The sequence below is a fragment of the Campylobacter sp. TTU_617 genome, from assembly GCF_016599045.1.
Lineage (GTDB): Bacteria > Campylobacterota > Campylobacteria > Campylobacterales > Campylobacteraceae > Campylobacter_D.
The window spans coordinates 1-24,416 of the sequence record NZ_JAENKV010000010.1 but is presented as its reverse complement, the minus strand read 5'-3'; the positions used below and the strand labels follow the sequence as shown (position 1 = coordinate 24,416).

The window sequence follows — 24,416 nt, the reverse complement described above, 5'->3', positions numbered from 1 at the left end:
TTAATATCCTAAATTACATTTTATATACTTTACAAATTAAAATATTTTTTTTATAAAATAAAAATAAAATCTTTAAAAATAATTAAGAATTTTAAATATTTTTTATATTATAATAAGAATAATTTTATTTTTAAGGTATGGGTTATGTTAAGTATGCTTGAATATTCAACCACTCATTTTTATAATCACATTTTAAAAATGCATATTGAAAAAATGAAAAAGATAAAAAAGGGTGAATTTTATGCAACTTCTATCACTATAAAAAACAATGAAATAGAAAATGTTTTTTATTTATTTTTCTCTCAATCAATTTTACAAGAAATTGCTAGTATATTAATTCCAGGTGAAGATTTGAGTGAAAATGATTGGCAAGATCTTACTAAAGAATGTACTAATCAGATTATAGGATATATGAAAAAATTACTTAATGATGCGCAAGGAAAAGATGAATATAAACTTGGAATTCCAAAATATCTTGGAAAAACTGATCCTTCAAGTATAAAACTTAATGAATTTTTAGTATATAAACTTGATGATCATTATTTTAAAATAGGTTTTAATAATTATGAATGATGATATTGAATTTAGCAATTATCACGGCTTACTTCATTCTTACGAAGATATTTTAGATATTACAGTTGATTTTGTTAGTGAGCTTGGAACGACTAATATGAGTGTAAATGAGCTTTTAAAATTAGAAGTAGGTTCTGTTATAGATCTTGAAAAGCCAGCAGGAGAAAGTGTTGAGCTTTATATTAATAAAAGAATTTTTGGAAAAGGCGAAGTTATGGTATATGAAAAAAATCTTGCCATAAGAATTAATGAGATTTTAGATTCCAAAACGGTGTTACAATATTTTAAAAAAGAAATTTAATGAGAATTTTATTTGTCTTTTTTTGTTTTTTATTTCCACTTTTTTCCGCAAATTTAACTGATTATAACATTTATAACAGAAACGATAGAGTAGATTTAATGCTTTCTTTTGATAGTGCTTATCAAGGTAATATTTCTCAAAGAAAAGATAAAAAAATATTAGAACTTATTTTTGATAATCTTAAGTATTCTAAAAATGAAATAAAAAATCTTCAATCTAAGTTTATAGATAAGATTGCAATTAGTTCAAAGAATAATAAAACATTTATTATGTTTCATAATAAAGAAGAAATAAATTTAAATGTTAGTTCTGTTAATGATAAATTTGGGATTAGGGTTAGAATTACTCCTTTAAATCAAAGCAATATTGAAGAATTATCAAAAGCAAGTTCAATGTCTAGTAGTGAAAATTTTTTAACAACTAAAGAAAAAATTTCACAAGAGTATAATTATACTAATTATATTTTAATTATATTGGCTTTAATTATTTTGCTTATTGCTCTTTTATGGCTGAAAAAGAATATGCTTTATAAAAAAAATATAGATATAAAAAATTTTAATATTATTTTTCAAAAACCTTTAGATAGAAATAATCAATTTATGATTTTAGAATATAACTCAAAACGTTATGTAATGATTATTGGTCAATCTAATTTACTTTTAGAAAGTAGTGAAATTCCGGTTGATAAAATGGAAAAAGATTTGGAAGATAAAAATTTTAACTCTTTCTTTGAAGAAAATAAAAGAAAGATTCAAAATTTAATTAATGAAAAGACAAAAAGCAGTTAAGGTGCTTGATTTATCGATATATTAATATTGCTAGGTTTGGTAATTTTTTTGATTTCATCTTTTGATAGATTGAGTTTTTGATCTTTATTATAAATATAAAGTGTGTCTTTGCAAAAAGAAAAATTAATTTTTTCTTCGCTAAAACTTAATGTTTTTGCAAGTGTTAGCATAAATCCTAACCAAGTTATAATTTGAGAATTTGGTAAAAGTTGTTTGAAATGCTCTAAATTATAAGGGATAGCTTTTTTACCATTTAGTTTAATAATGGTAGCAATGAGAGCTTTTTCTTTGTGTGAAAACCCATAATTTAAACCACCTAAGATAAAATTTGCTGAATGTTCATTTGCAAAATAAAAATTTAAATATTCTCCAATATGACAAAGTTTTGAAGCTACTATTAAGATATTTTTATAGTATGTATTAAGATTATGAATTTCTTTAAGTGTATCAAAAATTTGCAAAGCATATTGTGGCGTTTTATTTTTTATATTATTTGTTAAAAATCTATCTTGCAAAGATTTTAAACTAGGATTAAAATTATTTGGAAAATATTTTAGTGGTCTTAATAAATCTTGCAAATATATTCCCTCTCTAATTCCAACACCACTTGTTATAATTTGTTTTGCTTTGATTTTTTGAGCGATTTTTAAGAAAATTAGAGCACCTTCTTTAATAGTATCAAAACGATCTTTTTTTATTCCAAAATCGATAAGAGAATTAGCATTGGTGTTTAAAATTTTACAAATATAGTCTTTTTCATCTTCAAAATTGTATCTAAAATCGTGTAAATTTTTTAAAGGATATGAGTTTTTTTGCATAATAGAACTTGAAATTGCCCTTAGACTTCCTCCAATGGCTATAAGATTATCGTTGCAAAATGTTTCTGGTATCAGTCTTAAAGTAGATTCTAAAAATTCATCTAATTTTTTTGAATCTGAATTAAAAAGCTCTTTTAGTCTAACTGTTCCTATATCAAGCGAAATACAATCAATAATTTTTCTATTCTTAATCAAACAAAGCTCGCTTGATCCCCCTCCTATATCTAAAGTTGTACCATCTTTAAAGTTGCTTAACAAATTTAAAGCAGCTAACCCTCCTAAATAAGATTCATTCTTTCCATCAATACAGCGAATATTTAACTGAAGTTTATTTTTTATTCTTTTTATAAATTCTTTTGAATTAGGAGCATCTCTTAGAGCTGAAGTACCAACTATAAAAATTTTTTTACATTTATTTTTTAAAGCACATTGCTTGAAGAAACTTAAAGTCTCTTCAGCTCTTTGCATAGCTTCTTTTTGTAAAAATTTTTTATTGTTATAAGAATTTTCTCCTAAACGAACTTTTCTTTTAAATTCGTGAGTAGTGTAAAACCCATATCGTGAAGTTTTTTCAAAAATCACCATTCTAATTGAATTAGAACCTAGATCAACAACAGCAGTTTTTTTAGCCATTAATATTCTCTACGTTTGTTTTTAAGACGTAATTCCTCTATACTTTCAACATTGTCTGGATCTGGAATGATGCATTCATAAGGACAAGCAACAATACAAGCTGGTTCTGAAAAATCATTTACACATTCTGAACAAAGATCAGGATCTATAACATAGATAGGACTATTTTCATATATAGCGTTATCAGGACATTCTTCTCTACAAGCATCACAACAAACACAATCTTTAGTTATTAAAAGAGACATTGGATTGTAACCTTTCAGATATATTTTTTGTTTTATACAATAATAAAACTTAAATATAATATAAAATTTTAAGTAATAAAATTAAGAAATTTTTTGCTTTTATGCAAAAAATTAAGATTTTTTAGGAAAGCAAAAACGATATCCTCTGCGACGTACTGTTTCAATAGTAGAAATATTTAAAGGTTTATCCATTTTTTGACGAATTTGATTGATTGCGACTTCTATTACATTTGGTGTAACAAGTTCAGGTTCTTCCCAGATGGCATCAAGCAATTGTTCTTTAGAAACAATTTGATCTGAATGTCTTGCTAGATGAGTTAAAACTTCGAAAGGTTTTCCTTTGAGCTCTATATCTTGTCCTCTATATGTTATTTTTTCTTCATCAGGATCTATAGTTAAATCTTCTATTTTTATAACATTAGTTCCACCAAGCCTTAATCTTGCTTCAATTCTTGCCATTAATATATCAAAATCTATATTTTTCTTAACAAAATCATCTGCACCTGCTTTTAAAACTTTGATTTCAGTTTCTTTGTCTGTTTTTGAAGACATAATAATAATTGAAGTTCTTGGAGATTTTTGTTTTATAATATTGATAAGATCAGATCCATCTCCATCTGGTAGATTCCAGCTTGCTAGAACTAGATCATAATGTCTAATGCCAATGAAATATTCTCCATCTTTAAAATTTTCAGAAGAGTCAGTTTGATAACCAAAACTATTAAGATTATCTATAATACTTTTATTTAAATTTATCTCATCTTCTATTACTAAAATTCTCATTATATTATCCTTCTCATAAGAAAAATTTAAAAAATTATAACATAGTTTAAGTAAATATTCAAATAACTTAAAAAAATATTAATATTTTTTTTTAAGAAGAACTCCAGCTTTTGTTTTTTTGATAATTTTTGGTTTAAAAACAGAAATTTTTAAGCTATATAAAGATGGAATTTTTTCTTTTAATTTTATACTTACAAATTTTAAAGATTCTTCTATAGTATAAAATTTATTTTTTTTGTAATATTTTTTTATTTTTTTTGTAAGTATAGAATAATCTAAAAACTCATAAGATTTTGCCTTTAATTTTATTATCACTTTTTGTTTTTTTTTGCGTTCAAAATCTAAAATACCAATAATACACTTAAATTCTGTTTTAATACTAATTATATAATCTTGCATTCTTGTTTAAAAAATAATCTTTTGATATTTGGCAAATGCTTATAAAATATAATGAAAGCAATAATAAAAACAGGTGCGTGAGTATGAATTTCTGGCATATCATAATGATAAATAAAAGAACTTCCTATAAAACTTAACAAAGCCAATAAAGAAGCTAAAGATGATATTTTAAAGATTTTTCCAATAATCAGCCATACTATTAAGGCAGTTAATGTTTCTAAAGGTAAGAGTATTATCATTGCACCAGCACCAGTAGCAACCCCTTTACCTCCTTCAAATAATAAATAAATAGAAAAACAGTGTCCAAATATTGTTAATATAGCAACACTCCAGAGTAAGCCTATATCATAATTTAAAACTTTTAATACTAAAAGCAATAGTGCAGATTTTGAAAAATCCAAAATAATAGTCATAATTGCTAGTTTTTTTGCTAATTTAGGATTATCTTTTTTTATAACTCTTAAAACATTTGTGGCACCTATACTTTTTGATCCTTGTTCTTTAATATTAACATTAGCAAATAACTTAGCAAGGATAAAGCCAAATGGAATTGACCCTAAAAGATAAGAAATTAAATAAATAATTAGATTTTCCATATAAACCTTAAATAAAAACAATAATTTTGTTTTAATTATAAATAAAAAAAATAAATAAATCAAATAAGATAAAAATACTATTAATTAATTATTTATTTTTTTTAGTAATTTTTATTATTAATTAAGTATTAAGAGATTAATATTGTATTTCTATTTAAAATATCAAGGAGTTTTTAATGAAAATTAAATTACCATTTATCATTTTCATTTGCGGTATTTTTTATTCTGCAAATTTGGGTGCTTTAAGTTTAGTTGAAGAAGCTAAACAATCAGGTCTAGCTTCTTTGCCAAAAAATCAAAAAGAAATTGATGATATTTTGAAACAAAATGGTGTTAAAGCAAGTGCGTTTAGCATAGAAAAATCAGAGCTTGGTAAAAAACTTTATTTTGATCCTAGACTTTCTAAAAGTAGTATTATTTCCTGTAATACTTGCCATAATTTAGGTTTAGGTGGAACAGATGGTGTTTCTACAGCTATTGGACATAGATGGACTGCTAATCCTCATCATTTAAATTCTCCGACTGTTTATAATTCTGTTTTAAATACAACTCAGTTTTGGGATGGTAGAGCTAAAACTTTAGCTGATCAAGCTAAGGGTCCTATCGAATCAGAAGCTGAAATGGCAACTCCTTCAAAACTTGCTGTAGAAAAAATTTCTTCTTTGCCTGAATATGTAGAAGAATTTAAAAAGATTTATGGAAAAAGTGGTGTAAATTTTGACAATATTGCTGATGCTATTGCAAATTTTGAAAGAACTTTAATTACTCCTTCTCGTTTTGATAAATTTTTAGATGGAGATGAAAAAGCTTTAAATGATAAAGAGAAAAAAGGTCTTAAACTTTTCCTTGATAAAGGTTGTGTTGCGTGTCATACAGGTGTAAATTTAGGTGGAAGTATGCAGCCTTTCCAAGTTGCTGCTAAATATAAATTTGCAGATATTGGAGACTTTAAAGGCGATGCTAATGGTATGGTAAAAACTCCAACTTTAAGAAATGTAGCAGAGACTGCTCCTTATTTTCATAATGGTGCTATTTGGTCATTACAAGATGCCATAAAAGAAATGGGTAGCGTTCAACTTGGAATTAAAATTACAGATCAAGAAGCAAAAAGTATAGAAACTTTTTTACATTCTTTAACAGGTGAAAAACCAAAAATTATTTATCCTCAATTTCCAGCTTCTACTGGTAAAACTCCAAAACCACAACTTTAATTTTTTAAAACCCTTTTTTAAGGGTTTTTATTTAATATTCTTAATTTTCAATTTGTTATAATTGTTTCAAATTTTATTATAAGGTTTAAAATGGAACTTTTTGGAACAGATGGTGTTAGAGGAAAGGCGGGAGACTTTCTAGATTCTTTTTTGGCAATGCGTTTAGCAATGGCTGCTGGAATATACTTTAAAGATAAAAGTCTTACAAATAATATTTTAGTAGGAAAAGATACTAGAAGAAGTGGTTATATGATTGAGAATGCTATAGTTTCGGGACTTACCTCTATAGGCTATAATGTAATACAAATTGGACCTATGCCGACCCCTGCTATAGCTTTTTTAACTGAGGATATGCGTTGTGATGCTGGTATAATGATTTCAGCCTCTCATAATCCTTATTATGATAATGGTATTAAATTTTTTGATTCATTTGGCAATAAACTTAATGAAGAAGCAGAAAAAAAAATAGAAGAGATATATTTTAATAATGATTTAATTGAAAATGCAAGAGTTACCATGGGTGAAATTGGTCAAGCGAAAAGAATTGATGATGTAATTGGTCGTTATATTGTTTCTATTAAAAATTCTTTTCCTAAAAATTTAACTTTAAAATCATTACGTGTTATTTTAGATGTTGCTAATGGGGCTTCTTATAAAGTAGCTCCAACTGTGTTTAAAGAACTTGGTGCTGAAGTAATTGTAATTAATGATAAGCCAAATGGTTTAAATATAAATGAAAATTGTGGAGCATTGCATCCTATAAATTTAGCTGATGAAGTTAAAAGACTAAGGGCTGATGTAGGATTTGCTTTTGATGGAGATGCTGATCGTTTAGTTGTAGTTGATGAAAGAGGTGAGGTTGCTAATGGTGATAGTTTATTAGGTGTTTTAGCTTTATTTCTTAAAGAGCAAAATAAATTAAAATCAAGTGTAGTTGCAACTTCTATGAGTAATGGTGCATTGAAAGAGTTTTTAAATAAAAATGGTATAGATTTTCAAACTTGCAACGTTGGAGATAAATTTGTTCTTGAAAAATTAAAAGAATTAAAAGGAAATTTTGGCGGAGAGCAAAGTGGGCATATTATTTTTAGTGATTATGCAAAAACAGGAGATGGACTTATTGCAGCTTTGCAATTTAGTGCTTTGATGCTTACTAAAAAAAAGTCTGCTAGTGCAATTTTAGGGCAAATAAAACCTTATCCACAACTTCTAGTAAATTTAAAAATTTCAGAAAAAAAGAATTTAGAAAAAATAAAAGGTCTAAAAGAACTTATTGAAGAATTAAAAAATAAAAATATCAATGCTTTATTTAGATATTCAGGTACTGAAAATCTTATACGTTTGCTCTTGGAAGCTAAAGATGGTAAAAATTTAGAAAAGGAAATGAAAAATGTTGTTGCATTTTTTAAGAAAGCATTGAATGATTAATAAAATCAAATATCAAATTTTATTTTGGTTTAGTTTTATCATAGTTTTTATTTTTGATCAATGGTTTAAATCTTTAACCTTAAATGGTTTGCGTTATCAAAGTGAATATTTAGATCTTACTTTTGCTTTAAATACAGGCGTAGCTTTTTCTATGTTTAGTTTTTTAGAGCATTATCTTAAATATATTCATCTTTTTGTTATTGTTGTTTTATTAATTTATCTTTTTTATCAGAAAGTTTTTTTTAGAAAACATTTTATAGCTTTTGGAATAATACTAGGTGCAGGAAGTTCAAATTTGTTTGATCGCTTTGTTTATGGTGGTGTTGTCGATATGTTTTTTTGGCATAAATGGTTTGAATTTGCTATTTTTAATGTTGCTGATGTAATGATTAATTTAGGGGTATTTTTAATTTTAATACAAGAAATTTTTATAAAAAAGGAAAAGAAATGATAGAATGGATTAATGAATATTATTCTTGGATAAAATGGATGCATTATTTAGCGTTTGTTTCTTGGATGGCTGGACTTTTTTATTTACCAAGACTTTTTGTTTATCACGCAGAAAACAAGAAAAATCAAGGTTTTGTTGAAGTTGTAAAAATTCAAGAGAAAAAACTTTATTTTGCCATTCAAACTCCTGCAATGATTGTGACTTTAATCACAGGAAGTTTAATGTTGCACGCTCATAAAGAAGTTTTAATGGTAGGATCTGGATATATGCACGTTAAACTTACTTGTGTTACCCTTTTAATTATTTTTCATATCCATAATTATTTTTGTTTAAAAGCTTTAGCGAATAATACTTCTAAGAAGAGTGGAAAATATTTTAGAGTTTATAATGAGTTTCCTACTATCATGTTTATCATTATTGCGTGGATGATAGTATTGCGTCCTTTTTAAGTTGTTTTATTGCTCTGTTTTAAATTCCATACTGGTGGAATTTAACGGATCAATATTTTCTTTCATTACATCAATAAAATTTTTGTTTTTTAGGCGTTCATCATCTCTAAAGACTGCACGTACAAGATCCATTCCTGTATAAAAATCTTTCATCAAGACAACAAAAAGATATTTGCCAAAATCAGTGCTATAAAAAGAATCATTTTCCTTATAAATTGCTTTACTTAATTTTAAACCCAAAAGTTCTATAAAAAGATCTTTTTCAAGGTTGCAATTTAAAGTTTTATTAAATTTATTTATTTCAATTTTTCCAGCAAAAATTTCTGTTAAAAAAACATATTTTATAATTTCTTTTTTATTGAAATAAGCTTTTGCTATATTGGCATTGCGTTGTTCTTTTATAAGTTTTGCATAATCATTCAAATTAAAAGCATTAATCAAAAGCTCACCTTCTAAAAAACTAAAAGCTCCACTACCAATGCCTAAATATTCATGATGAGAACTTACGTATTCATCATTTAAAGAATTTTTTTGCAAAGAAAAAGACCAGCTATTGTTTTGAACATAATTTTTTAAAGATTCTCGTATTATTTTATAAAATTCAAATTCATTGTCTTTAAAACTTATACCTAAACTTTTAGCAATATTATCTTTAGTAAGATTTGATTTCATTAAAGGATAAGTTGTAATTTGTTGAGGTGTTAAATTTTTTGCAATTTCTAGATCATTTAATAATTGTTCTTTAGTTTGCCCTGGAAAATTAAAAATTAAATCTATACTAAAAATAGGTAAAATTCCCAAAGCTTTAGATATTTTTTCTTGAAGTTCTTTTGAAGAGCCAAATTTGTTATATCTTGATATTTTTTTTAAAATATTATCGTCAAAACTTTGTATTCCACAACTTAAACGATCTATAAGACCTTTAAATAGAATTAATTTTTCAGGCTTTATATGATTTGGATCGCTCTCACAAGAGATTTCTTTAATAGAGAAAAGTTTTTTGCAAAGTTCTAAAGTTTTTAGAAGTTCTTCTTCGTTAATAAGCGTAGTTCCTCCACCAACATACAAAGAAGTAAAATCAAAACCTTGTTCTTTTATAATTTGAATTTCTTTACGCAAATTTTCAAAATAAGCTTTTGCCAAATTTTCATTATAATAATATTTATGAAAACTACAATAAGGGCAAAAAGTATGACAAAATGGTATATGCATATATAGCATATATTGCTTATGATTTTGCGGAAGTTTTTCTTTAGGTGTTTTTAAAAGCTCGATATTAAAACCTTGTCTTAAAGATTTTTCCATCATATTGTGAGAATATTTTAAAGCAAGATTTTGAAAAAAGTTCATGTTGTTCCTAAGATAAAATTTTAATAAAACTTTAACAGTTTTTATTTAACTAAGCGGTAAATTTTTTATTTTTTAACCAAAAAAAAGATTTTAGCTAAAAAGATATAATGAGTAAAATAAAATCATTTAAAATTTAAATACTTTATTTAAATAAAGAGCTGATTTTAAATTTTATCTTTACTTTAATAAAATATTCCTAAAATAAGTTTTTATTTTTTAAGAATGTTAAATTAATTATAAACTAATATAGATTTTATTTATTTTTAGAGAATAGAAACTATTCTCTAAAAGACATATCTAAATTTTTTGAATCTTGTTCTATATTTTTACTTATATTTTCATTTTGCTCAAATCCGCCTCCAAAAGCTTTAATAACCTCTACTATAGAATTAGCATAAGAATATTTAGTGTTATTAAAGGCAATTGTAGCATTAAGCCAATTTTGACGTGCTTCTAAATAATCTTGTAAAGACATTTCACCTATATCATAACGTTCTTTGGCAATTTCATAAATTCTTTTATAAGATTGTTCGCTTGATTGTGCATTATCATATTGTAAGCGTATATTTTTTCTAGCTACTAAGGCATAGCGAATTTCTCCAAAAGCAGTAATTAGAGTATTTTGATAATTTATAAAGGCTTCATCTTTATTAAGTTTGACTAAATTTACATTCTGGTAAATTTCTCCCCAATGAAAAATAGGCATTGTAAAATTCCCGCCTATATTCCAAGTTTTGGAGCCTCCATTTACAAGTGTATCTAAATCTCTACTTTCAAACCCTAATAATCCTGTTAAAGAAAGACTTGGTAAAAATGCTGTTCTAGCTACTCCAACAAGATAATTTTGTTGAATAAGTTTTTCTAAAGAAGAACCAATATCAGGACGTTGAAGTAAAATAGTGCTTGAAATCCCAGTTGGTATATTAAATTCTTTAAGATTAAAAGCTTGATAAGCTTGATCTTTATAGAGTATATCATTTAAATCATTTGAAGTTAAAATTTTTAAAGCTTTTAAATAATTTTCTTTATTTAATTTTGCTTCATTATATTGTAAAGCTATGCTTTCTAAGTTGGCTTTTGCTTGAGAGAGTTCATATTCTCCAACTGCACCTGCTTGAAATTTTTCATCATTAATTCTATAAATTTCTTTTGCAGAAGCGTATGCATCTTTAAGCGTATTTTCATTCTCGTATGCATTTGTAAAATTAAAATAAGCTTGGGCTGTACTTGAAATTATAGAAAGTCTTGCTGCTTCATAATCATATTCGCTTGCTTTAAAAGCTGATTTTGAAGCACGATATGTATCACGATATTTACCCCAAAGATCAAGCTCATAGCTTAAATTAAGTCCCATTTTAAAATCATTATTATAATTTACTTTTCCTGTTTGGTTGCTAGGGGCATTTATAGAAGTTTTTCCACGACTTGCATCAGCACTTCCATCTAATTTTGGCAACAAGCTACTAAAATCTATGCCTAATTGAGCAGAAGCTTGCTCCATATGGATAAAAGCAAGCTTTAAATCGTTATTATTTTTAAGAGCTAAATCTATGAGTTTATTTAAATTCTCATCATCAAACTCTTTCCACCATTGACTTGAAATATTATTTTCTTTTGTAATATTTAATTGATTATTATCAATACTATAGTTTGCTTCTGGTATTTTTAAATTAGGGCTTAAAGAACAAGCACTAAGAAAAAATAAGATAAAAAGATATAATAATTTTTTCATTTTATTTTACCTCTTTTTTTATCTAGCCATTCATTAAAACTTTCTAAAAGATAGAAAAATAATGGAACAAAAAATATTGCTAGCGTTGATGCTGCAATCATTCCTCCCACAAGTCCAGTCCCTAAGGCGTGTCTTGAAGCACTTCCTGCACCACTAGCAAAAATCATTGGTAAAACTCCAAAAGTAAATGCTAAAGAAGTCATAACAATAGGTCTAAATCTCAATTTAGCTGCATTAATGGCTGCTTCAAAAATGCTTTTTCCTTTTTTTAAGCGCTCTTCCATTGCAAATTCTATAATTAAAATAGCGTTTTTAGCAGAAAGTCCTATTAAAAGTAAAAGTCCTGTTTGAAAGTATATATCGTTGTCAAATCCTCTAAGTGCTACAAGTAAAAAGGAGCCAAAAACTGCAAAAGGAACAGCTGTGATAACAGCAAGTGGCATTAACCATCTTTCATATTGTGCTGCTAAGATTAAAAATACAAACACCATACCTAAAACAAAAGCATATGCTCCAGTTCCTTTAGAACTTACTTCTTGATAAGCCGATCCTGACCAAGCGATAGAATACTCATCTCCTAGACTTTGTTTTGCTACTTCAGCAATAGCATTAATAGCTTGTCCTGAGGTATATCCTGGAGCAGGATCTCCTTGAATTAAAGCTGCTGGGAAAAGATTAAATCTTTTTACATCATCAGGACCTGCAGTTCTTACAAGACTCAAGAATGAATTTAAAGGGATCATTTGATTATCGCTTGATCTTACATAGATATTTTTCAATGCATCTTGAGTATTTCTAAAGTCTCCTAAAGCTCTAATATTTACTTGGAAATTTTTACCCAACATAGGAAAATCATTAACATAATATGTTCCTATAGTTGCACTGATTGTGTTAAAAACATCTTGCATGCTAAGATTATAATATTTCATTTTATCCCTATCGATGATAAGTTTATATTGTGGAAAACTTGTATCAAGGGTAGTTCTTACATTAGCAAGTTCTTTTCTTGTTCTTGCAAGTTCAAGCATTTTATTAACATCTTGTTGTATAGCATCATAATCTTTACCGCTCTTATTTTGAGCATACATTTCAAAGCCACCTGTTAAACTAAGACCTGGTATTGGTGGTGGATTTAAAAAATAACTTAATGCATTTCTATCTGCTGCATATTGTTTAAATAATTGTGCGATCAATTGATTAGAACTTTCTTCTCTTTGACTCCAATCTTTAAGTTTGAAAAATACTGCTGCAGCATTTTCTTTTAAAGAACTTGTAAATAAATCAAATCCTACAAGAGAAACACTTGATTCAATGCTTTCTATTTGAGTAGCATTTTGATTGATTTTATCAACCTCTTCAATAGTTCTATGTATAGATGATCCAGAAGGAAGATTGATAATGCTCATAATAACCCCTTGATCTTCAGAAGGAACTAAAGAACTTGGAACAATTTTATAAAGATAGAAAATAGATCCTATCATAATGAAAAATATAAGCACAAAACGAATAGTTCTTTTTAGTATATAAGCGACACCACTGCTAAATACAGAAGTACTCCAGTCAAAAAAGTCATTAAATTTTTGAACAAAATAAAAAGGTTTGCCTTCATTTCTTGTTAAAAATAAAGCAGATAAAGAAGGGGTAAGTGTTAGAGCGACAAATCCTGAAATAGCAACAGAAATTGCTAAAGTAAGAGCAAATTGTCTTTGAATTTCTCCTACAAATCCTGAAATAAAAGAAACAGGTATAAAAACAGCACACAATACAAGAACGATAGAGATAACAGGCGAGCTTACTTCATTCATTGCTTGAATTGCTGCATCTTTAACTGAAATATCAGGATTTTCATGAAGAATTCTATCAATATTTTCAACAACTATAATAGCATCATCTACAACAATTCCAATGGCTAAAACAAGAGCAAATAGTGTTAAAAGATTGATACTAAAGCCTAAAAGATAAAGTATGGCAAAAGTTCCTAGCAAAGAAACAGGAACTGCTATCATAGGAATGATAGTTGATCTAAAATTTTTTAAGAAAAGATACATTACAACAAGAACTAGTACTAAAGCTTCAACGAAAGTTTTTATAACTTCTTTAATAGAAGCTTTAACAAATATAGTTGTATCATAAGGAGTTCTATATTTTAAACCTTCTGGAAAATTTTTAGAAAGTTCTTGCATTCTTTCTTCAACAAGTTTTGCAGTATTTACAGCATTTGCTCCTGATTGCAAATTAATCATAATTGGAACAGCTGAACTTGTATCTGAACGACCCGTAGAATTATATTGTTTTGCCCCTATTTCTACTTGTGCTACATCTTTAATTCTTAGAAAAGAATTATCTTCATTTACTCTTAAAATAATATTTTCAAATTCTTGTGGAGTTTGAAGTCTTCCTTGCATAGTGATAGTAAGAACTTGAGGTGATTTATTGACCACAGGTTCTTCTCCGATTTTTCCTGTAGCGTATTGTGCATTTTGATCGTTTATTGCACTTATAACATCATTTGCAGTGACACCAAATTTATTTAATAAATCAGGTTTTAACCAAATTCTCATTGAATAGTCTTTTTCGCCTATAGCAGAGACATTTCCAACACCTGGGACTCTTTTTAATTCATCTAAGATATTTAAAGAAACATAATTATAAATATCTATATCACTCATCGAGCCATCTTCTGAATATACAGAAAGTACCTCAAGTATTGTAGAAGAGGATTTTCTAACAGTGACTCCAAGTTTTTTTACAGCTTCTGGAAGTTTGGCTGTTGCTTCTGAAATTCTGTTATTTACATCAATTGTTGCTTGATCTGGATTGGTTCCTATATCAAAATAAACAGTTAATTTCATTTGTCCTGGAGAACTTGTAGAATCCATATAAATCATATTTTCCACACCATTAATTGCATCTTCAATAGGTGTTGCAACCGTTGATGCAATAGTTCTAGCATCTGCTCCTGTATAAGTAGCGCTTACTTGAACGGTTGGCGGAGTTAAAGAAGGGTATTGTTCTACTGGTAGATTTACTAAACCAATAGCTCCAGCGATTGAAATTATTATAGCGACTACAGAGGCAAATATAGGTCTTTCTATAAAAAATTTAGAAAACATTATTTGCTCCCAACTTCTTGAACATCAGAGCCTATACGAATTTTTTTGAAATTATCTAAAATAACTTTATCATTATCTTTAAGCCCTGAACTAATAATGGCATATTCATTATCTTGATAGCTTATATGAACTGGAGTTTTGGTTACTTTGTTGTTAACTATAGTATAAACATAAACTTCATTTTGGTTTTGCATTATCGCACTTTGAGGAATTTTATAGCCATTTTTTTGAATAAAACCTTCAGATGTGATATTTGCAAAAGTTCCTGGAAGTAAAGTGGAGTTATTGTTGTCAAAAATGGCTTTAGCTTTTACACTTCCACTTTTAGAATCAATTACAGAATCAATAAAATATAATTTTCCTTGTTTGATTTCTCCATTGACATTTAAGATAGTGTGAATATTATCAAGTTCCCATTTTCCAGTCTGTATATTGCGATTAAGATTTAATTTATCTGTATCAGAGATATAAAAATCAGCATAAATTGGATTAAGATTTGTAACACGAACAAGCTCTGTAGTGCTTGCACTAACAAAATCTCCTATATTAATCAATGCATCACCTATTACACCATCAAATGGAGCAACAATTTGAGTATAATTTAAATCAATTTTAGCACTAGCTAAATCTGCTCTTGCACTTGTAAGATTAGCCTTAGCACTATCAAAATTTGCTAAAGAAGTATCATACTCTTTTTGAGAAATGGCCTTTTTTTCAAATAAGATTTTATTTCTTTCATAGTCTTTAGAAGCACTATCAAAATTTGCTTTTGCTGTTAAAACTTTTCCATAAGCAGAATTTACATTTGCTTCAAATTTATCAGGCTCGATTAAAAAAAGTTTTTGACCCTTTTTTACAAGATCTCCGGCCTTAAAGTATTTTTCAACTATGACCCCACTTACTTGAGGTTTGATAATTACATCATAATCACTTACCAATTTTGTAGGATAGGTAAATTTTAAAGGTAAATCTTCACCTTTAACACTCATAGCGCTTACAGGTTGTGCTGGCATAGCCATTTTTGGAGTTTCTTTTTCGTTACAAGCACTAATAAAAATTGCAATACTTAAAATTAGAAAAATATTCTTTTTTAAAATCATTATTCCTCCTTATTTAAATTTAACAATCTTTTAAATCAAAACTTTTATTATAACTTTTAATTATTAACTTTGAATTAATAACTACTTTAGTCTGTATATTGCGATTAAGATTTAATTTATCTGTATCAGAGATATAAAAATCAGCATAAATTGGATTAAGATTTGTAACACGAACAAGCTCTGTAGTGCTTGCACTAACAAAATCTCCTATATTAATCAATGCATCACCTATTACACCATCAAATGGAGCAACAATTTGAGTATAATTTAAATCAATTTTAGCACTAGCTAAATCTGCTCTTGCACTTGTAAGATTAGCCTTAGCACTATCAAAATTTGCTTTTGCTGTTAAAACTTTTCCATAAGCAGAATTTACATTTGCTTTATAGCCTTTGACATTGATTATTGATTTTTAGGATAAATAAAAATGCTTTTCCTATGAACAAAGATTTTATCATTATCAACAGCATAAGCTTTAATTGTAATAGGGATAATGATATCTTTTTGAGTATGGGAATTTAAATTTTTTTTAGCTTTTAATACTACAATTTTTTTTATTTTTTCTCCTGCTTCAAGTTTAAAAGCTTTTTTAGGTCTTATAATTTCTATGTCAGTATTTAAACTACCATTTTCTTCTTCTAATGTAAAATAATATTTATGTGCTTGATTATCAGTATTTTGAAATAAAAATGTATAAGCATTAGTTATTTCTAATTTTCCATTTTTATTATCAATGCTATAAAGTTCGCTATTGCGATTAATATTTAAAAGCATCTTTTCTTTTTTGCTACCTGTGATAATTAATAAAACTAAAATAATTAAAAGAACTATTAAATAACCAATAGTTTTAAATCTTAAAAATTTAACCTTACTTTTAGTTTTCATAGCTTCTATACTTGTCCATTCTATAAGACTTGGACGATTAAATTTGTTTTGAATTTTAGAGCAAGCATCAGCACATTCAAGGCAATTAATGCATTCAAGTTGCATTCCTTTACGTATATCAATATGTGTAGGGCAAATATCAACACAAGCTTCACATCCTATACAATCTCCTTGTGGAGGTTTTTTATAAAGTTTAATTTTATCCTTATAGATTATTCCTCCTCTTTTCTCATCGTAAATTACTTGCATTGTATTATGATCAAACATAACAGATTGAATTCTTGCATAAGGACAAACATAAATACAAAATTTCTCAGCCCACCAAGTTATATCAAAAGTTAAAAATAGAGAAACAAAAAATAAAATTCCAACTAAAAGTAAGTGTTCTTGAGGATTTTTTAAATAATTAAAAAATATTTCAGGAGGCACAAAATACCATAAAAAATTACTTACTGCTATTAAAGAAATCATATAAAAAATTAAAATTCCAAAAATTTTTTTAATAAAATTTTTAGGATATTCCTTTTGTTTGTTGTTTATATTTTTGCGGATTTTAAGGAGTTTTGTTTGAATTAAATCTCTATAAATAACACGAAATAATGTTTGAGGACAACTCCAAGCACACCAAATTCTACCTGCTAAAGTTGTTATAAAAAATATTCCTATAAAAAGAAACATTAATATAAAAGGCATAAGATAAAGTTCTTGAGTATCAAAAGATATGAAAAATAAATTAAGTTTCTCATTTATAAAATCAAGAAGAAAAAAATGATTATTATTGATTTTAATAAATGGCAAAATGAAAATAATTAAAGTAATAATAAAATATGTTATATAACGTCTTTTTGTATAATGTGTGATATATTGCATATAAATTCCTAAAATTATGTAAATTTTGGATGGATTTTTGATTTTAATTTTAATTGAAGGATTATAACTTCTAAAAAATAATTTAAGCTTAAAGTTTTATTTAGTAATTTTTGCATAAAATTACAAGCCAAAAATATTTTTATGAAAGGTGGTGAGGGTAGTGCCAGGAATTAAGGTGCATCCTAACGAGTCTTTTGATGAAGCATATCGCAAGTTTAAAAAGCAAGTGGATAGAAATCTTATTGTAACTGAAGTAAGAGCAAGAAGATTTTTTGAACCTATGACTGAAATTCGTAAAAAACAAAAAATTTCAGCACGCAAAAAAATGCTTAAAAAACTTTATATGTTAAGACGCTACGAATCAAGACTTTAAAATCAAAGGCCTTTTTGGCTTTTGATTAACTATATAATAAATTTAACACTATAAAATACTCTAAACTTATTAATAATTTTTATAACTATCTATATAAATTTGAAATTTATCATAAAAATTTTGTTAAAATTTTAAAAATTTTTAAACAATTTAAGGATTTTATATGAAGCATATTAAAAAGATAATCGAAATTAGCGTAATAGGGGGATTGAGTGTAATTTCTCTAGGAGCTTTAAGTGGTTGTAATTCAAATCAAAATGATTCTTTAGCTCAGACACAAGCACAAGAAGGTGCTTTTGTAATCATAGAAGAAATAGCACCAAATCAATATAAAATTAAAGATCAATATCCTAGCAATGAAACAAGAGTTATTTTAAAAGAATTAAATGGAACTGAAAGAATTTTAAGCAAAGAAGAAATGGATGCTTTGATCAAAGAAGAAGCCGCTAAAATTGATAATGGAACATCAAATTTAACTAAAGATAATGCTCAAATAAGTAGCGGGGGATTATCTTTGGGTGAAACTTTACTTGCTAGCGCAGCTGGAGCTATACTTGGAAGCTGGATAGGATCAAAACTTTTTAACAATTCTAATTTTGCTAATCAGCAAAGAGGAGCTTTTACTAATCAAAGTGCGTATCAAAGGAGTGTAAATAGCTTTAATCAAGCAAATTCAGCTAAAGCTGGAAATTCTGGTAAATCTGGTTTTTTTGGAAGTAATTCTAAAGCAAATTCTCAAACAAGTTTTGGATCTTAAGGGTAAAAATGAAATTATTAAAAGTAGAAAAACTAAAAAAAGATTATTTAGAAAGTATGGGTTTTTCTTGGCATACTGATTCTGATGGAAGCGATTATATAAGTGATGAGTTAGTATGTATAACACCAAATGAAGCTAATGCATATTATGAAGCTGCAAATGAGCTTTATGATATGTTTATAGCAGCAGCTCAAAATGTTATAGATAATGATCGTTTTGATGAATTAGCCATTCCTTTTAATCTTAGGGATATCATTAAAATTAGTTGGGAAAATGAAGTTCATTGGCATTTATATGGCAGATTTGATTTTGCTGGTGGTATTGATGGAAAGCCTATAAAATTATTAGAATTTAATGCTGATACTCCTACCATGCTTTTTGAAAGTGCTATTTTGCAATGGGCTTTACTTAAGCAAAATAATATGGATGAAAGATCTCAGTTTAATAATATCTATGAAGCTTTAATGGATAATTTTAAAAGACTTATTACTTTAAATGATGATCCTAACTCTTTTGAAGAATATTATCAGGGTTGGAAAATTCTTTTTTCTAGTATTGCTAGTAATCAAGAAGAAGTTATTACAACAAAATTACTTGAACATATTGCAAAAGAAGCAGGATTTCATACACATTTTGCCTATGTTGATGAGGTTGAATTTAACGAAAATGAAGGAATTTTTAAAGACGGGCAAAATTATGAGTATTGGTTTAAGCTTATTCCTTGGGAAGATATAGCTATAGAAGAAGGAGAACTTGCTGCACTTTTAACACAAATTATGAAAAATCAAAAAGCTATTATTTTAAATCCTGCTTATACTTTACTTTTTCAAAGTAAAGGCATTATGAAAATTTTATGGGAGCTTTATCCAAATCATCCTTTACTTTTAGAGACAAGTGATAAGCCTTTAAATAACAAATCTTATGTTAAAAAACCTATTTTTGGTAGAGAAGGTGCAAATATTAGTATAGTAAAAGATGGTAAAGTAATTTGTGAAAATCAAGGTCCTTATCAAAATAATTTTATTTATCAAGAATATGTAAAATTAAATGAACATAATGAAAAATATTATCAAGCGGGAGTATTTTTTGCTTATGAGGGTTGTGGTTTAGGCTTTAGAAAAGGTTCTATGATATTAGATAATAGCTCTAAATTTGTAGGACATATTATCGAGGAATAAAATGAAAATTGTATGTTTAGATGCTAAAACTTTAGGCAATTATGATTTGTCTATTTTTAATGATTTTGGTGAGTTTAAATCTTATGAAACCACTAAAAAAGATGAGGTAATTGAAAGATTAAAAGAAGCAGATGTTGCAATGATTAATAAAATTATCATTGATAAAGAAGTAATTGATAATACAAATTTAAAACTTATTTTAGAAACAGCAACAGGAGTAAATAATATCGATGTTGCTTATGCTAATTCTAAAGGTATTAAAGTTAAAAATGTTGAAGCTTATTCAACTAAAAGTGTAGTGCAACATACTTTTGCTTTGCTTTTTTCTTTTTTAAATCAAATTATTTATTATGATAAGTGGTGTAAAGAACAAAAGTGGATAAAAAGTCCTATATTTACAGATTTTAGTAAAATTTTACATTCTTTAGAAGGTAAAAAATATGGCATTATAGGACTTGGAACTATAGGAAAAGAAGTAGCTAAGATTGCAAATTCTTTTGGAGCTGATGTTTGTTATTATTCTACTTCAGGACTCAATCACAATAATGATTATATTTCTTTAGATTTGGATACATTATTAAGCACTTGTGATATTATTAGTATTCATGCTCCTTTAAACGATAAGACTTATAATTTAATTGATTATGAAAAAATGAAACTTTTAAAAGATGATGCTATTTTGATTAATGTTGGTAGAGGTGGGATTATCAATGAACAAGATTTAGCAAAGATTATAGATGAAAAAGGAATTCGTGTAGGGCTTGATGTATTGGAAAAAGAACCAATGATACAAGATCATCCACTTTTAAAAATTAAAAATATACAAAATTTAATTCTTACTCCACATATTGCTTGGGCAAGCGAGGAGGCTATAAATAATCTAATGAAAAAAGTATATGAAAATCTTAAAGAATGGATCGAAAATGGCAAGTGAGCATAGTTTTGATATTACAGCTGCAATTGATAAGCAAGAAATTAAAAATGCTTTTGAACAAGCAAAAAAAGAGCTTGATACGCGTTATGATTTAAAAGGTATAAAAACAGAAATTGAATTTAGTGAAAAAGAAAATATTTTTAAATTAAGTTCCTCAAGTGAGGCAAAACTTGATGTTTTAAAAGATATCTTAATCTCTAAACTTATTAAAAGAAATATTAATTCTAACGCGATTAAAGAGCTTTCAAAAGAAAATGGGGCAATGTATCGTTTAAATTTAAAAGTAAATGATAGTATAGATAGTGAAAGTGCTAAAAAAATCAATAAAGCTATAAAAGATAGCAAACTTAAAGTAAATTCTAGCATACGAGGAGATGAAATTCGCGTAGTTTCAAAACAAATTGATGATTTACAAAGTGTGATGCGTTTAGTAAAAAATCTTAATTTAGAGCTTAATTTAACTTTTAAGAATTTAAAATAATGAATAAAATATATTTTCTTATCATTTTATTTTTTTTAAATGCTTGTTCTATAAAAACTTATGAGGCAAATACTAAAAGCGTAATGATTAATTTTAATTCTCCTCTTGTGCGTATTCAAGATGCAGGTTTTTTAGAGCAAAATGGCAAAATGACTTATTTAGAAGTTTATAAATTGGGTCAGGCTTTTTTTAGAATTAAAATAGAAGATAAAATTTGTTTAAATGAAATTTGTTATGATAAAAAGCTTTTTAATAAAAAATTTTTTAAAAATTCTTTTTATGATGATTTTTTAGAGGATATTTTAAAAAATAGACCTTTGTTTAATGCTAAAAACTTGCAAAAACAAGATTGTGGTTTTAAGCAATCAATCAAAGGATTAGATTATGATATCATTTATGAGGTTTGCAATAATCAAACATTTTTTTTAGATAAATTAAATAAAACAAAAATTACAATTCAAAAGCTTGATTAAATTCTTAAGGAAATTTATGTTAGATCTTAAAGAGTTTTTAAATACAAAAGATATAGAAAAAACAAAGCTTTATCAAAAGCTCAAATGCTCTAAAAATGAAGCTTTAATTTTAAAAGAACTTTGTAAAAATTATGTTATTTCTATATCAAGTATTAACGCTTTTTCTCTATTAAGTGGAATTTTTAAACAAGAAAAATATGCTTATTTAGATGCTTTAGAAGATCTAAAAAAACTTTTAGAAAGAGGATTTATCACTCAAAGTTTAAATTTTTTAAAAAGCTCTAGAGTGAGTAAGCTTTCTAATTCAAAATTAAATCTTTTGCAAAGTGATATTAGTTTAAGTGAGTATTTTTTAGATTTTTTAGAGGATAAGCCTAAATTAAAACTTGACAAAAAAGATCCTTATGAGAATTTTTTAGAATATTTAAAAGATGAGTTTTATAAAATCGAGCTTTATGAGAAACTAAGTTTTATTAAACTTAATTCTTATAATCTTGAGCTTAAAAATCAAATTAAGGAATTTGAAAAACACATTAAAGATCGTTTAAAGCTAAGTAAATTTTATAATGTTTTAGCTGATATTTTTAAAGAAAATAAACTAAATCATAAAGAACAGATTTTATTTTTAGCACTTTTAAAAGAAGAATATGCCTTAACAAATGAAAATTCTAGTTCAAGAGAATTTAATTTTTTACTTTCTTTGATTAGTGAAAATGATTTAGACAAAAGAACTAATAAAAAGTTTTTAGAAGAGGGTTCAAGACTTATTGATCTTGATTTAATCGAATATGATGAGTATCTACAAGATTTTGGAGAGCTCGCAAAGAGTTTTTTTATCAGTGATAAAATTTTGCAAAGAATTGTAAATTTTGAACCAAAACAAAATAAAAAAATTAAATTAGAAAGTGTCTTAAAAGAGCAAGATATTTTTGAACTTATAGAGCCAAATACTGATATAAACGATATTATAATGCCTAAGCAAACTAAAGAGCTTTTAGATACCATTTTAAAACAACAAGATAAGAAGGTTTTAGAAAGACTCACTAAATGGGGTATTAAGACAAGCAAGAATATCGAAGCAAAAATCATTTTTTATGGTCCAGCTGGAACGGGTAAAACTATGTCAGCTCTTTCTTTAGCTAAATCAATGAAAAAATCGGTTCTTAGTTTTGATTGTTCTAAGATTTTAAGTAAATGGGTTGGAGAAAGCGAGCAAAATGTAAGAAAAATTTTTGATACTTATAAAAATATCACTCAAACTTGTAATCAAAATCCTATACTTTTACTTAATGAGGCTGATCAGTTTTTAAGCACAAGGATAGAAAGCAGTAGCGGAAGTGATAAAATGCATAATCAAATGCAAAATATTTTTTTAGAGCAAATAGAGAAATTTAATGGGGTAATCATTGCAACAACAAATTTTTTAGAAAGTTTAGATAGTGCGTTTTCAAGAAGATTTGATTATAAGATTGAATTTAAAAAGCCAGATTTTGAAGATAGACTTAAAATTTGGAAGAAATTTTTACCTAAAAATGCTGAATTTGATAAAGAATTTGATGAAAAAATTTTAGCAAATTATGAATTAAGTGGAGCACAAATTTTAATGGTAGTAAAAAATACTGCTTTAAAAGCTGCAGTTTCTAAAGAAGGAATTTTTAAAATGAAAGATTTTTTAGAAAATATACAAAAAGAATTTAATTCTAGTTTTGATAAAACAAAGATAGTAGGCTTAATCTAATAAAAATTTTATATATAAAATATTAGATAAGCTCACCCTCTAAGTTCTAAAACAAATTTATCTTCTTTATCTTTAAAGGTAAAAACCTTTTCTTTACAAGGATAAGAAATAGAGTTTTCTCTCATAAAAGATTTTCTATTTTTTAATTTTTCTAATACTATAGGTAATTCTTGTCTAAATAAAGCTTTATCAGTCATTCTTAATCCGTGTTCTAAACTCTTAATTAATTTTCCATCTATTTGATCTTCACTTTCTATTAAATGTAAAGTAGAATCAAAGCCTAGGTTTTTATAAAAATCATAAAGACATTTTTTACTATCAGCAGTTTTAAATTCATCTTTTAGACTATGGTAAGAAGTATAAATAATATTTTTATTTTTTTCATTTTGCAAAAGAAGATGATCTTTATTAAGCAAAGCTCTTATCATATAGTTTTCATCACCAAAATAAAAAGGAGAGTTAATATCTCTTGTCCAAAAAGTTTTAACATAAGTTTGTATAAAGGTATTTGGATCATTAAAAGTATAATCAGAAATTCCAAATTCTCTACCTAAAATAGAAGCTAAATTAGGAAAAGCTCCTCCTGAATTATCAACCACCCCATCCACATACCAAGGAGCAATCTTAGCTATAAGTAAGGACAAGTATCCACCATAAGACCCCCCCCCATAAATTTTAGGTAAATTTGCAAATTCAGGATAGTTTTTAACTATATCTTTTAAGGCATTGATATGATCAATTGCTGCCATAATGCCAT

At 26.6% G+C, this 24,416-nt stretch carries 24 protein-coding genes and 2 pseudogenes; 14 read left to right on the top strand and 12 right to left on the bottom strand.

The features are described 5' to 3' along the window. Positions 1-144: 144 nt before the first annotated feature. The 3 genes from GQV94_RS05525 to GQV94_RS05515 are packed head-to-tail and all read left to right on the top strand — an operon-like array spanning position 145 to position 1,662. Complete coding sequence (locus GQV94_RS05525; protein ID WP_200170047.1) at positions 145-573, top strand: chemotaxis protein CheX; 429 nt, start codon at positions 145-147, stop codon at positions 571-573. Then, positions 566-874, top strand: a complete 309-nt coding sequence (gene fliN / locus GQV94_RS05520) for a flagellar motor switch protein FliN (RefSeq protein ID WP_200170046.1) — start codon at positions 566-568, stop codon at positions 872-874. Before GQV94_RS05525 ends, fliN begins: the two co-directional genes overlap by 8 nt. Further along, a complete protein-coding gene (locus GQV94_RS05515) occupies positions 874-1,662 on the top strand; it encodes a hypothetical protein (protein WP_200170045.1) in 789 nt (262 codons plus the stop codon). Before fliN ends, GQV94_RS05515 begins: the two co-directional genes overlap by 1 nt. Here the strand turns inward: GQV94_RS05515 and GQV94_RS05510 are convergent. From GQV94_RS05510 to plsY, 5 genes are all read right to left on the bottom strand, one after another. Beyond that, positions 1,659-3,113: a Ppx/GppA phosphatase family protein gene (locus GQV94_RS05510; RefSeq protein ID WP_200170044.1), complete on the bottom strand. Its 1,455-nt coding sequence runs from the start codon at positions 3,111-3,113 to the stop codon at positions 1,659-1,661. The two genes, GQV94_RS05515 and GQV94_RS05510, sit on opposite strands and share 4 nt — an antisense overlap. Beyond that, a complete protein-coding gene (locus GQV94_RS05505; protein WP_200170043.1) occupies positions 3,113-3,358 on the bottom strand; it encodes a YfhL family 4Fe-4S dicluster ferredoxin in 246 nt (81 codons plus the stop codon). The genes GQV94_RS05510 and GQV94_RS05505 overlap by 1 nt, the downstream gene beginning before the upstream one ends. A 111-nt stretch (positions 3,359-3,469) precedes the next feature. Continuing rightward, a complete protein-coding gene (hsrA, locus tag GQV94_RS05500) occupies positions 3,470-4,141 on the bottom strand; it encodes a homeostatic response regulator transcription factor HsrA (protein ID WP_200170042.1) in 672 nt (223 codons plus the stop codon). Positions 4,142-4,219: 78 nt separating this feature from the next. Next, positions 4,220-4,540 carry a dihydroneopterin aldolase gene (locus GQV94_RS05495; RefSeq protein ID WP_200170041.1) on the bottom strand — a complete coding sequence of 107 codons (321 nt, stop codon included), beginning with the start codon at positions 4,538-4,540 and terminating at the stop codon, positions 4,220-4,222. After that, a complete protein-coding gene (gene plsY, locus GQV94_RS05490) occupies positions 4,525-5,136 on the bottom strand; it encodes a glycerol-3-phosphate 1-O-acyltransferase PlsY (RefSeq protein ID WP_200170040.1) in 612 nt (203 codons plus the stop codon). The genes GQV94_RS05495 and plsY overlap by 16 nt, the downstream gene beginning before the upstream one ends. A gap of 176 nt (positions 5,137-5,312) precedes the next feature. Between plsY and GQV94_RS05485 the strand changes: the two genes are divergently transcribed. From GQV94_RS05485 to hemJ, 4 genes and pseudogenes are all read left to right on the top strand, one after another. Continuing rightward, the gene (locus GQV94_RS05485) at positions 5,313-6,347 is read left to right on the top strand and encodes a cytochrome-c peroxidase (RefSeq protein ID WP_200170039.1); all 1,035 of its coding nucleotides are present in this window, start codon (positions 5,313-5,315) and stop codon (positions 6,345-6,347) included. A 90-nt stretch (positions 6,348-6,437) separates the two neighbouring features. Beyond that, a complete protein-coding gene (gene glmM, locus GQV94_RS05480; protein WP_200170038.1) occupies positions 6,438-7,775 on the top strand; it encodes a phosphoglucosamine mutase in 1,338 nt (445 codons plus the stop codon). Next, positions 7,768-8,239, top strand: a pseudogene (gene lspA / locus GQV94_RS05475) (signal peptidase II). Before glmM ends, lspA begins: the two are co-directional and overlap by 8 nt. After that, positions 8,223-8,675: a protoporphyrinogen oxidase HemJ gene (gene hemJ / locus GQV94_RS05470; RefSeq protein ID WP_200170036.1), complete on the top strand. Its 453-nt coding sequence runs from the start codon at positions 8,223-8,225 to the stop codon at positions 8,673-8,675. The pseudogene lspA and the gene hemJ overlap by 17 nt, the downstream one beginning before the upstream one ends. A gap of 6 nt (positions 8,676-8,681) precedes the next feature. Here the strand turns inward: hemJ and GQV94_RS05465 are convergent, their stop codons facing one another. From GQV94_RS05465 to ccoG, 6 genes and pseudogenes are all read right to left on the bottom strand, one after another. After that, positions 8,682-10,025 carry a coproporphyrinogen III oxidase family protein gene (locus GQV94_RS05465; RefSeq protein ID WP_200170035.1) on the bottom strand — a complete coding sequence of 448 codons (1,344 nt, stop codon included), beginning with the start codon at positions 10,023-10,025 and terminating at the stop codon, positions 8,682-8,684. 277 nt (positions 10,026-10,302) lie between these two features. Further along, the gene (gene cmeC, locus GQV94_RS05460; RefSeq protein WP_200170034.1) at positions 10,303-11,757 is read right to left on the bottom strand and encodes a multidrug efflux transporter outer membrane subunit CmeC; all 1,455 of its coding nucleotides are present in this window, start codon (positions 11,755-11,757) and stop codon (positions 10,303-10,305) included. Further along, complete coding sequence (locus tag GQV94_RS05455; RefSeq protein ID WP_200170033.1) at positions 11,754-14,870, bottom strand: efflux RND transporter permease subunit; 3,117 nt, start codon at positions 14,868-14,870, stop codon at positions 11,754-11,756. Before GQV94_RS05455 ends, cmeC begins: the two co-directional genes overlap by 4 nt. Beyond that, positions 14,870-15,970 (bottom strand): efflux RND transporter periplasmic adaptor subunit, encoded by a 1,101-nt coding sequence (locus tag GQV94_RS05450; RefSeq protein WP_234126399.1) that lies wholly within the window; start codon positions 15,968-15,970, stop codon positions 14,870-14,872. The genes GQV94_RS05455 and GQV94_RS05450 overlap by 1 nt, the downstream gene beginning before the upstream one ends. Positions 15,971-16,058: 88 nt before the next feature. Then, positions 16,059-16,376, bottom strand: a pseudogene (locus GQV94_RS05445) (HlyD family efflux transporter periplasmic adaptor subunit); the annotation flags it as partial. Continuing rightward, a complete protein-coding gene (ccoG, locus tag GQV94_RS05440; RefSeq protein ID WP_200170032.1) occupies positions 16,373-17,725 on the bottom strand; it encodes a cytochrome c oxidase accessory protein CcoG in 1,353 nt (450 codons plus the stop codon). The pseudogene GQV94_RS05445 and the gene ccoG, both read right to left, overlap by 4 nt. A gap of 160 nt (positions 17,726-17,885) precedes the next feature. On the opposite strand from ccoG, the gene rpsU reads away from it, so the two are divergent. The 7 genes from rpsU to GQV94_RS05405 all read left to right on the top strand — a co-directional run bounded on the left by rpsU (position 17,886) and on the right by GQV94_RS05405 (position 23,659). Beyond that, positions 17,886-18,098: a 30S ribosomal protein S21 gene (rpsU, locus tag GQV94_RS05435; RefSeq protein ID WP_200170031.1), complete on the top strand. Its 213-nt coding sequence runs from the start codon at positions 17,886-17,888 to the stop codon at positions 18,096-18,098. 163 nt (positions 18,099-18,261) lie between these two features. Continuing rightward, on the top strand, positions 18,262-18,855 hold the full coding sequence (locus tag GQV94_RS05430; protein ID WP_200170030.1) for a UPF0323 family lipoprotein: 594 nt from the start codon (positions 18,262-18,264) through the stop codon (positions 18,853-18,855). 8 nt (positions 18,856-18,863) lie between these two features. Then, the gene (locus GQV94_RS05425; RefSeq protein WP_200170029.1) at positions 18,864-20,033 is read left to right on the top strand and encodes a glutathionylspermidine synthase family protein; all 1,170 of its coding nucleotides are present in this window, start codon (positions 18,864-18,866) and stop codon (positions 20,031-20,033) included. A gap of 1 nt (position 20,034) precedes the next feature. Next, positions 20,035-20,967, top strand: coding sequence for a D-2-hydroxyacid dehydrogenase (locus GQV94_RS05420; RefSeq protein ID WP_200170028.1), 933 nt, complete (start codon positions 20,035-20,037; stop codon positions 20,965-20,967). Beyond that, a complete protein-coding gene (locus GQV94_RS05415) occupies positions 20,957-21,448 on the top strand; it encodes a YajQ family cyclic di-GMP-binding protein (protein WP_200170027.1) in 492 nt (163 codons plus the stop codon). The genes GQV94_RS05420 and GQV94_RS05415 overlap by 11 nt, the downstream gene beginning before the upstream one ends. Then, positions 21,448-21,921 (top strand): hypothetical protein, encoded by a 474-nt coding sequence (locus GQV94_RS05410; RefSeq protein WP_200170026.1) that lies wholly within the window; start codon positions 21,448-21,450, stop codon positions 21,919-21,921. The genes GQV94_RS05415 and GQV94_RS05410 overlap by 1 nt, the downstream gene beginning before the upstream one ends. Before the next feature lie 16 nt (positions 21,922-21,937). Then, complete coding sequence (locus tag GQV94_RS05405) at positions 21,938-23,659, top strand: ATP-binding protein (protein WP_200170025.1); 1,722 nt, start codon at positions 21,938-21,940, stop codon at positions 23,657-23,659. Positions 23,660-23,691: 32 nt separating this feature from the next. Here GQV94_RS05405 and GQV94_RS05400 read toward each other — a convergent pair. After that, positions 23,692-24,416 (bottom strand): DUF2920 family protein (locus GQV94_RS05400; RefSeq protein ID WP_200170024.1); only part of this gene is annotated, 725 nt, incomplete at its 5' end.

Coding starts and splice junctions, on each gene's coding strand:
- GQV94_RS05415 (WP_200170027.1), top strand. CDS start 20,957: ATGGCAAGTGAGCATAGTTTTGATATTACAGCTGCAATTGATAAGCAA.
- GQV94_RS05465 (WP_200170035.1), bottom strand. CDS start 10,025: ATGAACTTTTTTCAAAATCTTGCTTTAAAATATTCTCACAATATGATG.
- GQV94_RS05495 (WP_200170041.1), bottom strand. CDS start 4,540: ATGCAAGATTATATAATTAGTATTAAAACAGAATTTAAGTGTATTATT.
- glmM (WP_200170038.1), top strand. CDS start 6,438: ATGGAACTTTTTGGAACAGATGGTGTTAGAGGAAAGGCGGGAGACTTT.
- GQV94_RS05515 (WP_200170045.1), top strand. CDS start 874: ATGAGAATTTTATTTGTCTTTTTTTGTTTTTTATTTCCACTTTTTTCC.
- GQV94_RS05410 (WP_200170026.1), top strand. CDS start 21,448: ATGAATAAAATATATTTTCTTATCATTTTATTTTTTTTAAATGCTTGT.
- GQV94_RS05420 (WP_200170028.1), top strand. CDS start 20,035: ATGAAAATTGTATGTTTAGATGCTAAAACTTTAGGCAATTATGATTTG.
- plsY (WP_200170040.1), bottom strand. CDS start 5,136: ATGGAAAATCTAATTATTTATTTAATTTCTTATCTTTTAGGGTCAATT.
- fliN (WP_200170046.1), top strand. CDS start 566: ATGAATGATGATATTGAATTTAGCAATTATCACGGCTTACTTCATTCT.
- GQV94_RS05485 (WP_200170039.1), top strand. CDS start 5,313: ATGAAAATTAAATTACCATTTATCATTTTCATTTGCGGTATTTTTTAT.
- GQV94_RS05450 (WP_234126399.1), bottom strand. CDS start 15,970: ATGATTTTAAAAAAGAATATTTTTCTAATTTTAAGTATTGCAATTTTT.
- GQV94_RS05525 (WP_200170047.1), top strand. CDS start 145: ATGTTAAGTATGCTTGAATATTCAACCACTCATTTTTATAATCACATT.
- GQV94_RS05505 (WP_200170043.1), bottom strand. CDS start 3,358: ATGTCTCTTTTAATAACTAAAGATTGTGTTTGTTGTGATGCTTGTAGA.
- GQV94_RS05405 (WP_200170025.1), top strand. CDS start 21,938: ATGTTAGATCTTAAAGAGTTTTTAAATACAAAAGATATAGAAAAAACA.
- cmeC (WP_200170034.1), bottom strand. CDS start 11,757: ATGAAAAAATTATTATATCTTTTTATCTTATTTTTTCTTAGTGCTTGT.
- hemJ (WP_200170036.1), top strand. CDS start 8,223: ATGATAGAATGGATTAATGAATATTATTCTTGGATAAAATGGATGCAT.
- ccoG (WP_200170032.1), bottom strand. CDS start 17,725: ATGCAATATATCACACATTATACAAAAAGACGTTATATAACATATTTT.
- GQV94_RS05510 (WP_200170044.1), bottom strand. CDS start 3,113: ATGGCTAAAAAAACTGCTGTTGTTGATCTAGGTTCTAATTCAATTAGA.
- GQV94_RS05430 (WP_200170030.1), top strand. CDS start 18,262: ATGAAGCATATTAAAAAGATAATCGAAATTAGCGTAATAGGGGGATTG.
- GQV94_RS05455 (WP_200170033.1), bottom strand. CDS start 14,870: ATGTTTTCTAAATTTTTTATAGAAAGACCTATATTTGCCTCTGTAGTC.
- hsrA (WP_200170042.1), bottom strand. CDS start 4,141: ATGAGAATTTTAGTAATAGAAGATGAGATAAATTTAAATAAAAGTATT.
- GQV94_RS05425 (WP_200170029.1), top strand. CDS start 18,864: ATGAAATTATTAAAAGTAGAAAAACTAAAAAAAGATTATTTAGAAAGT.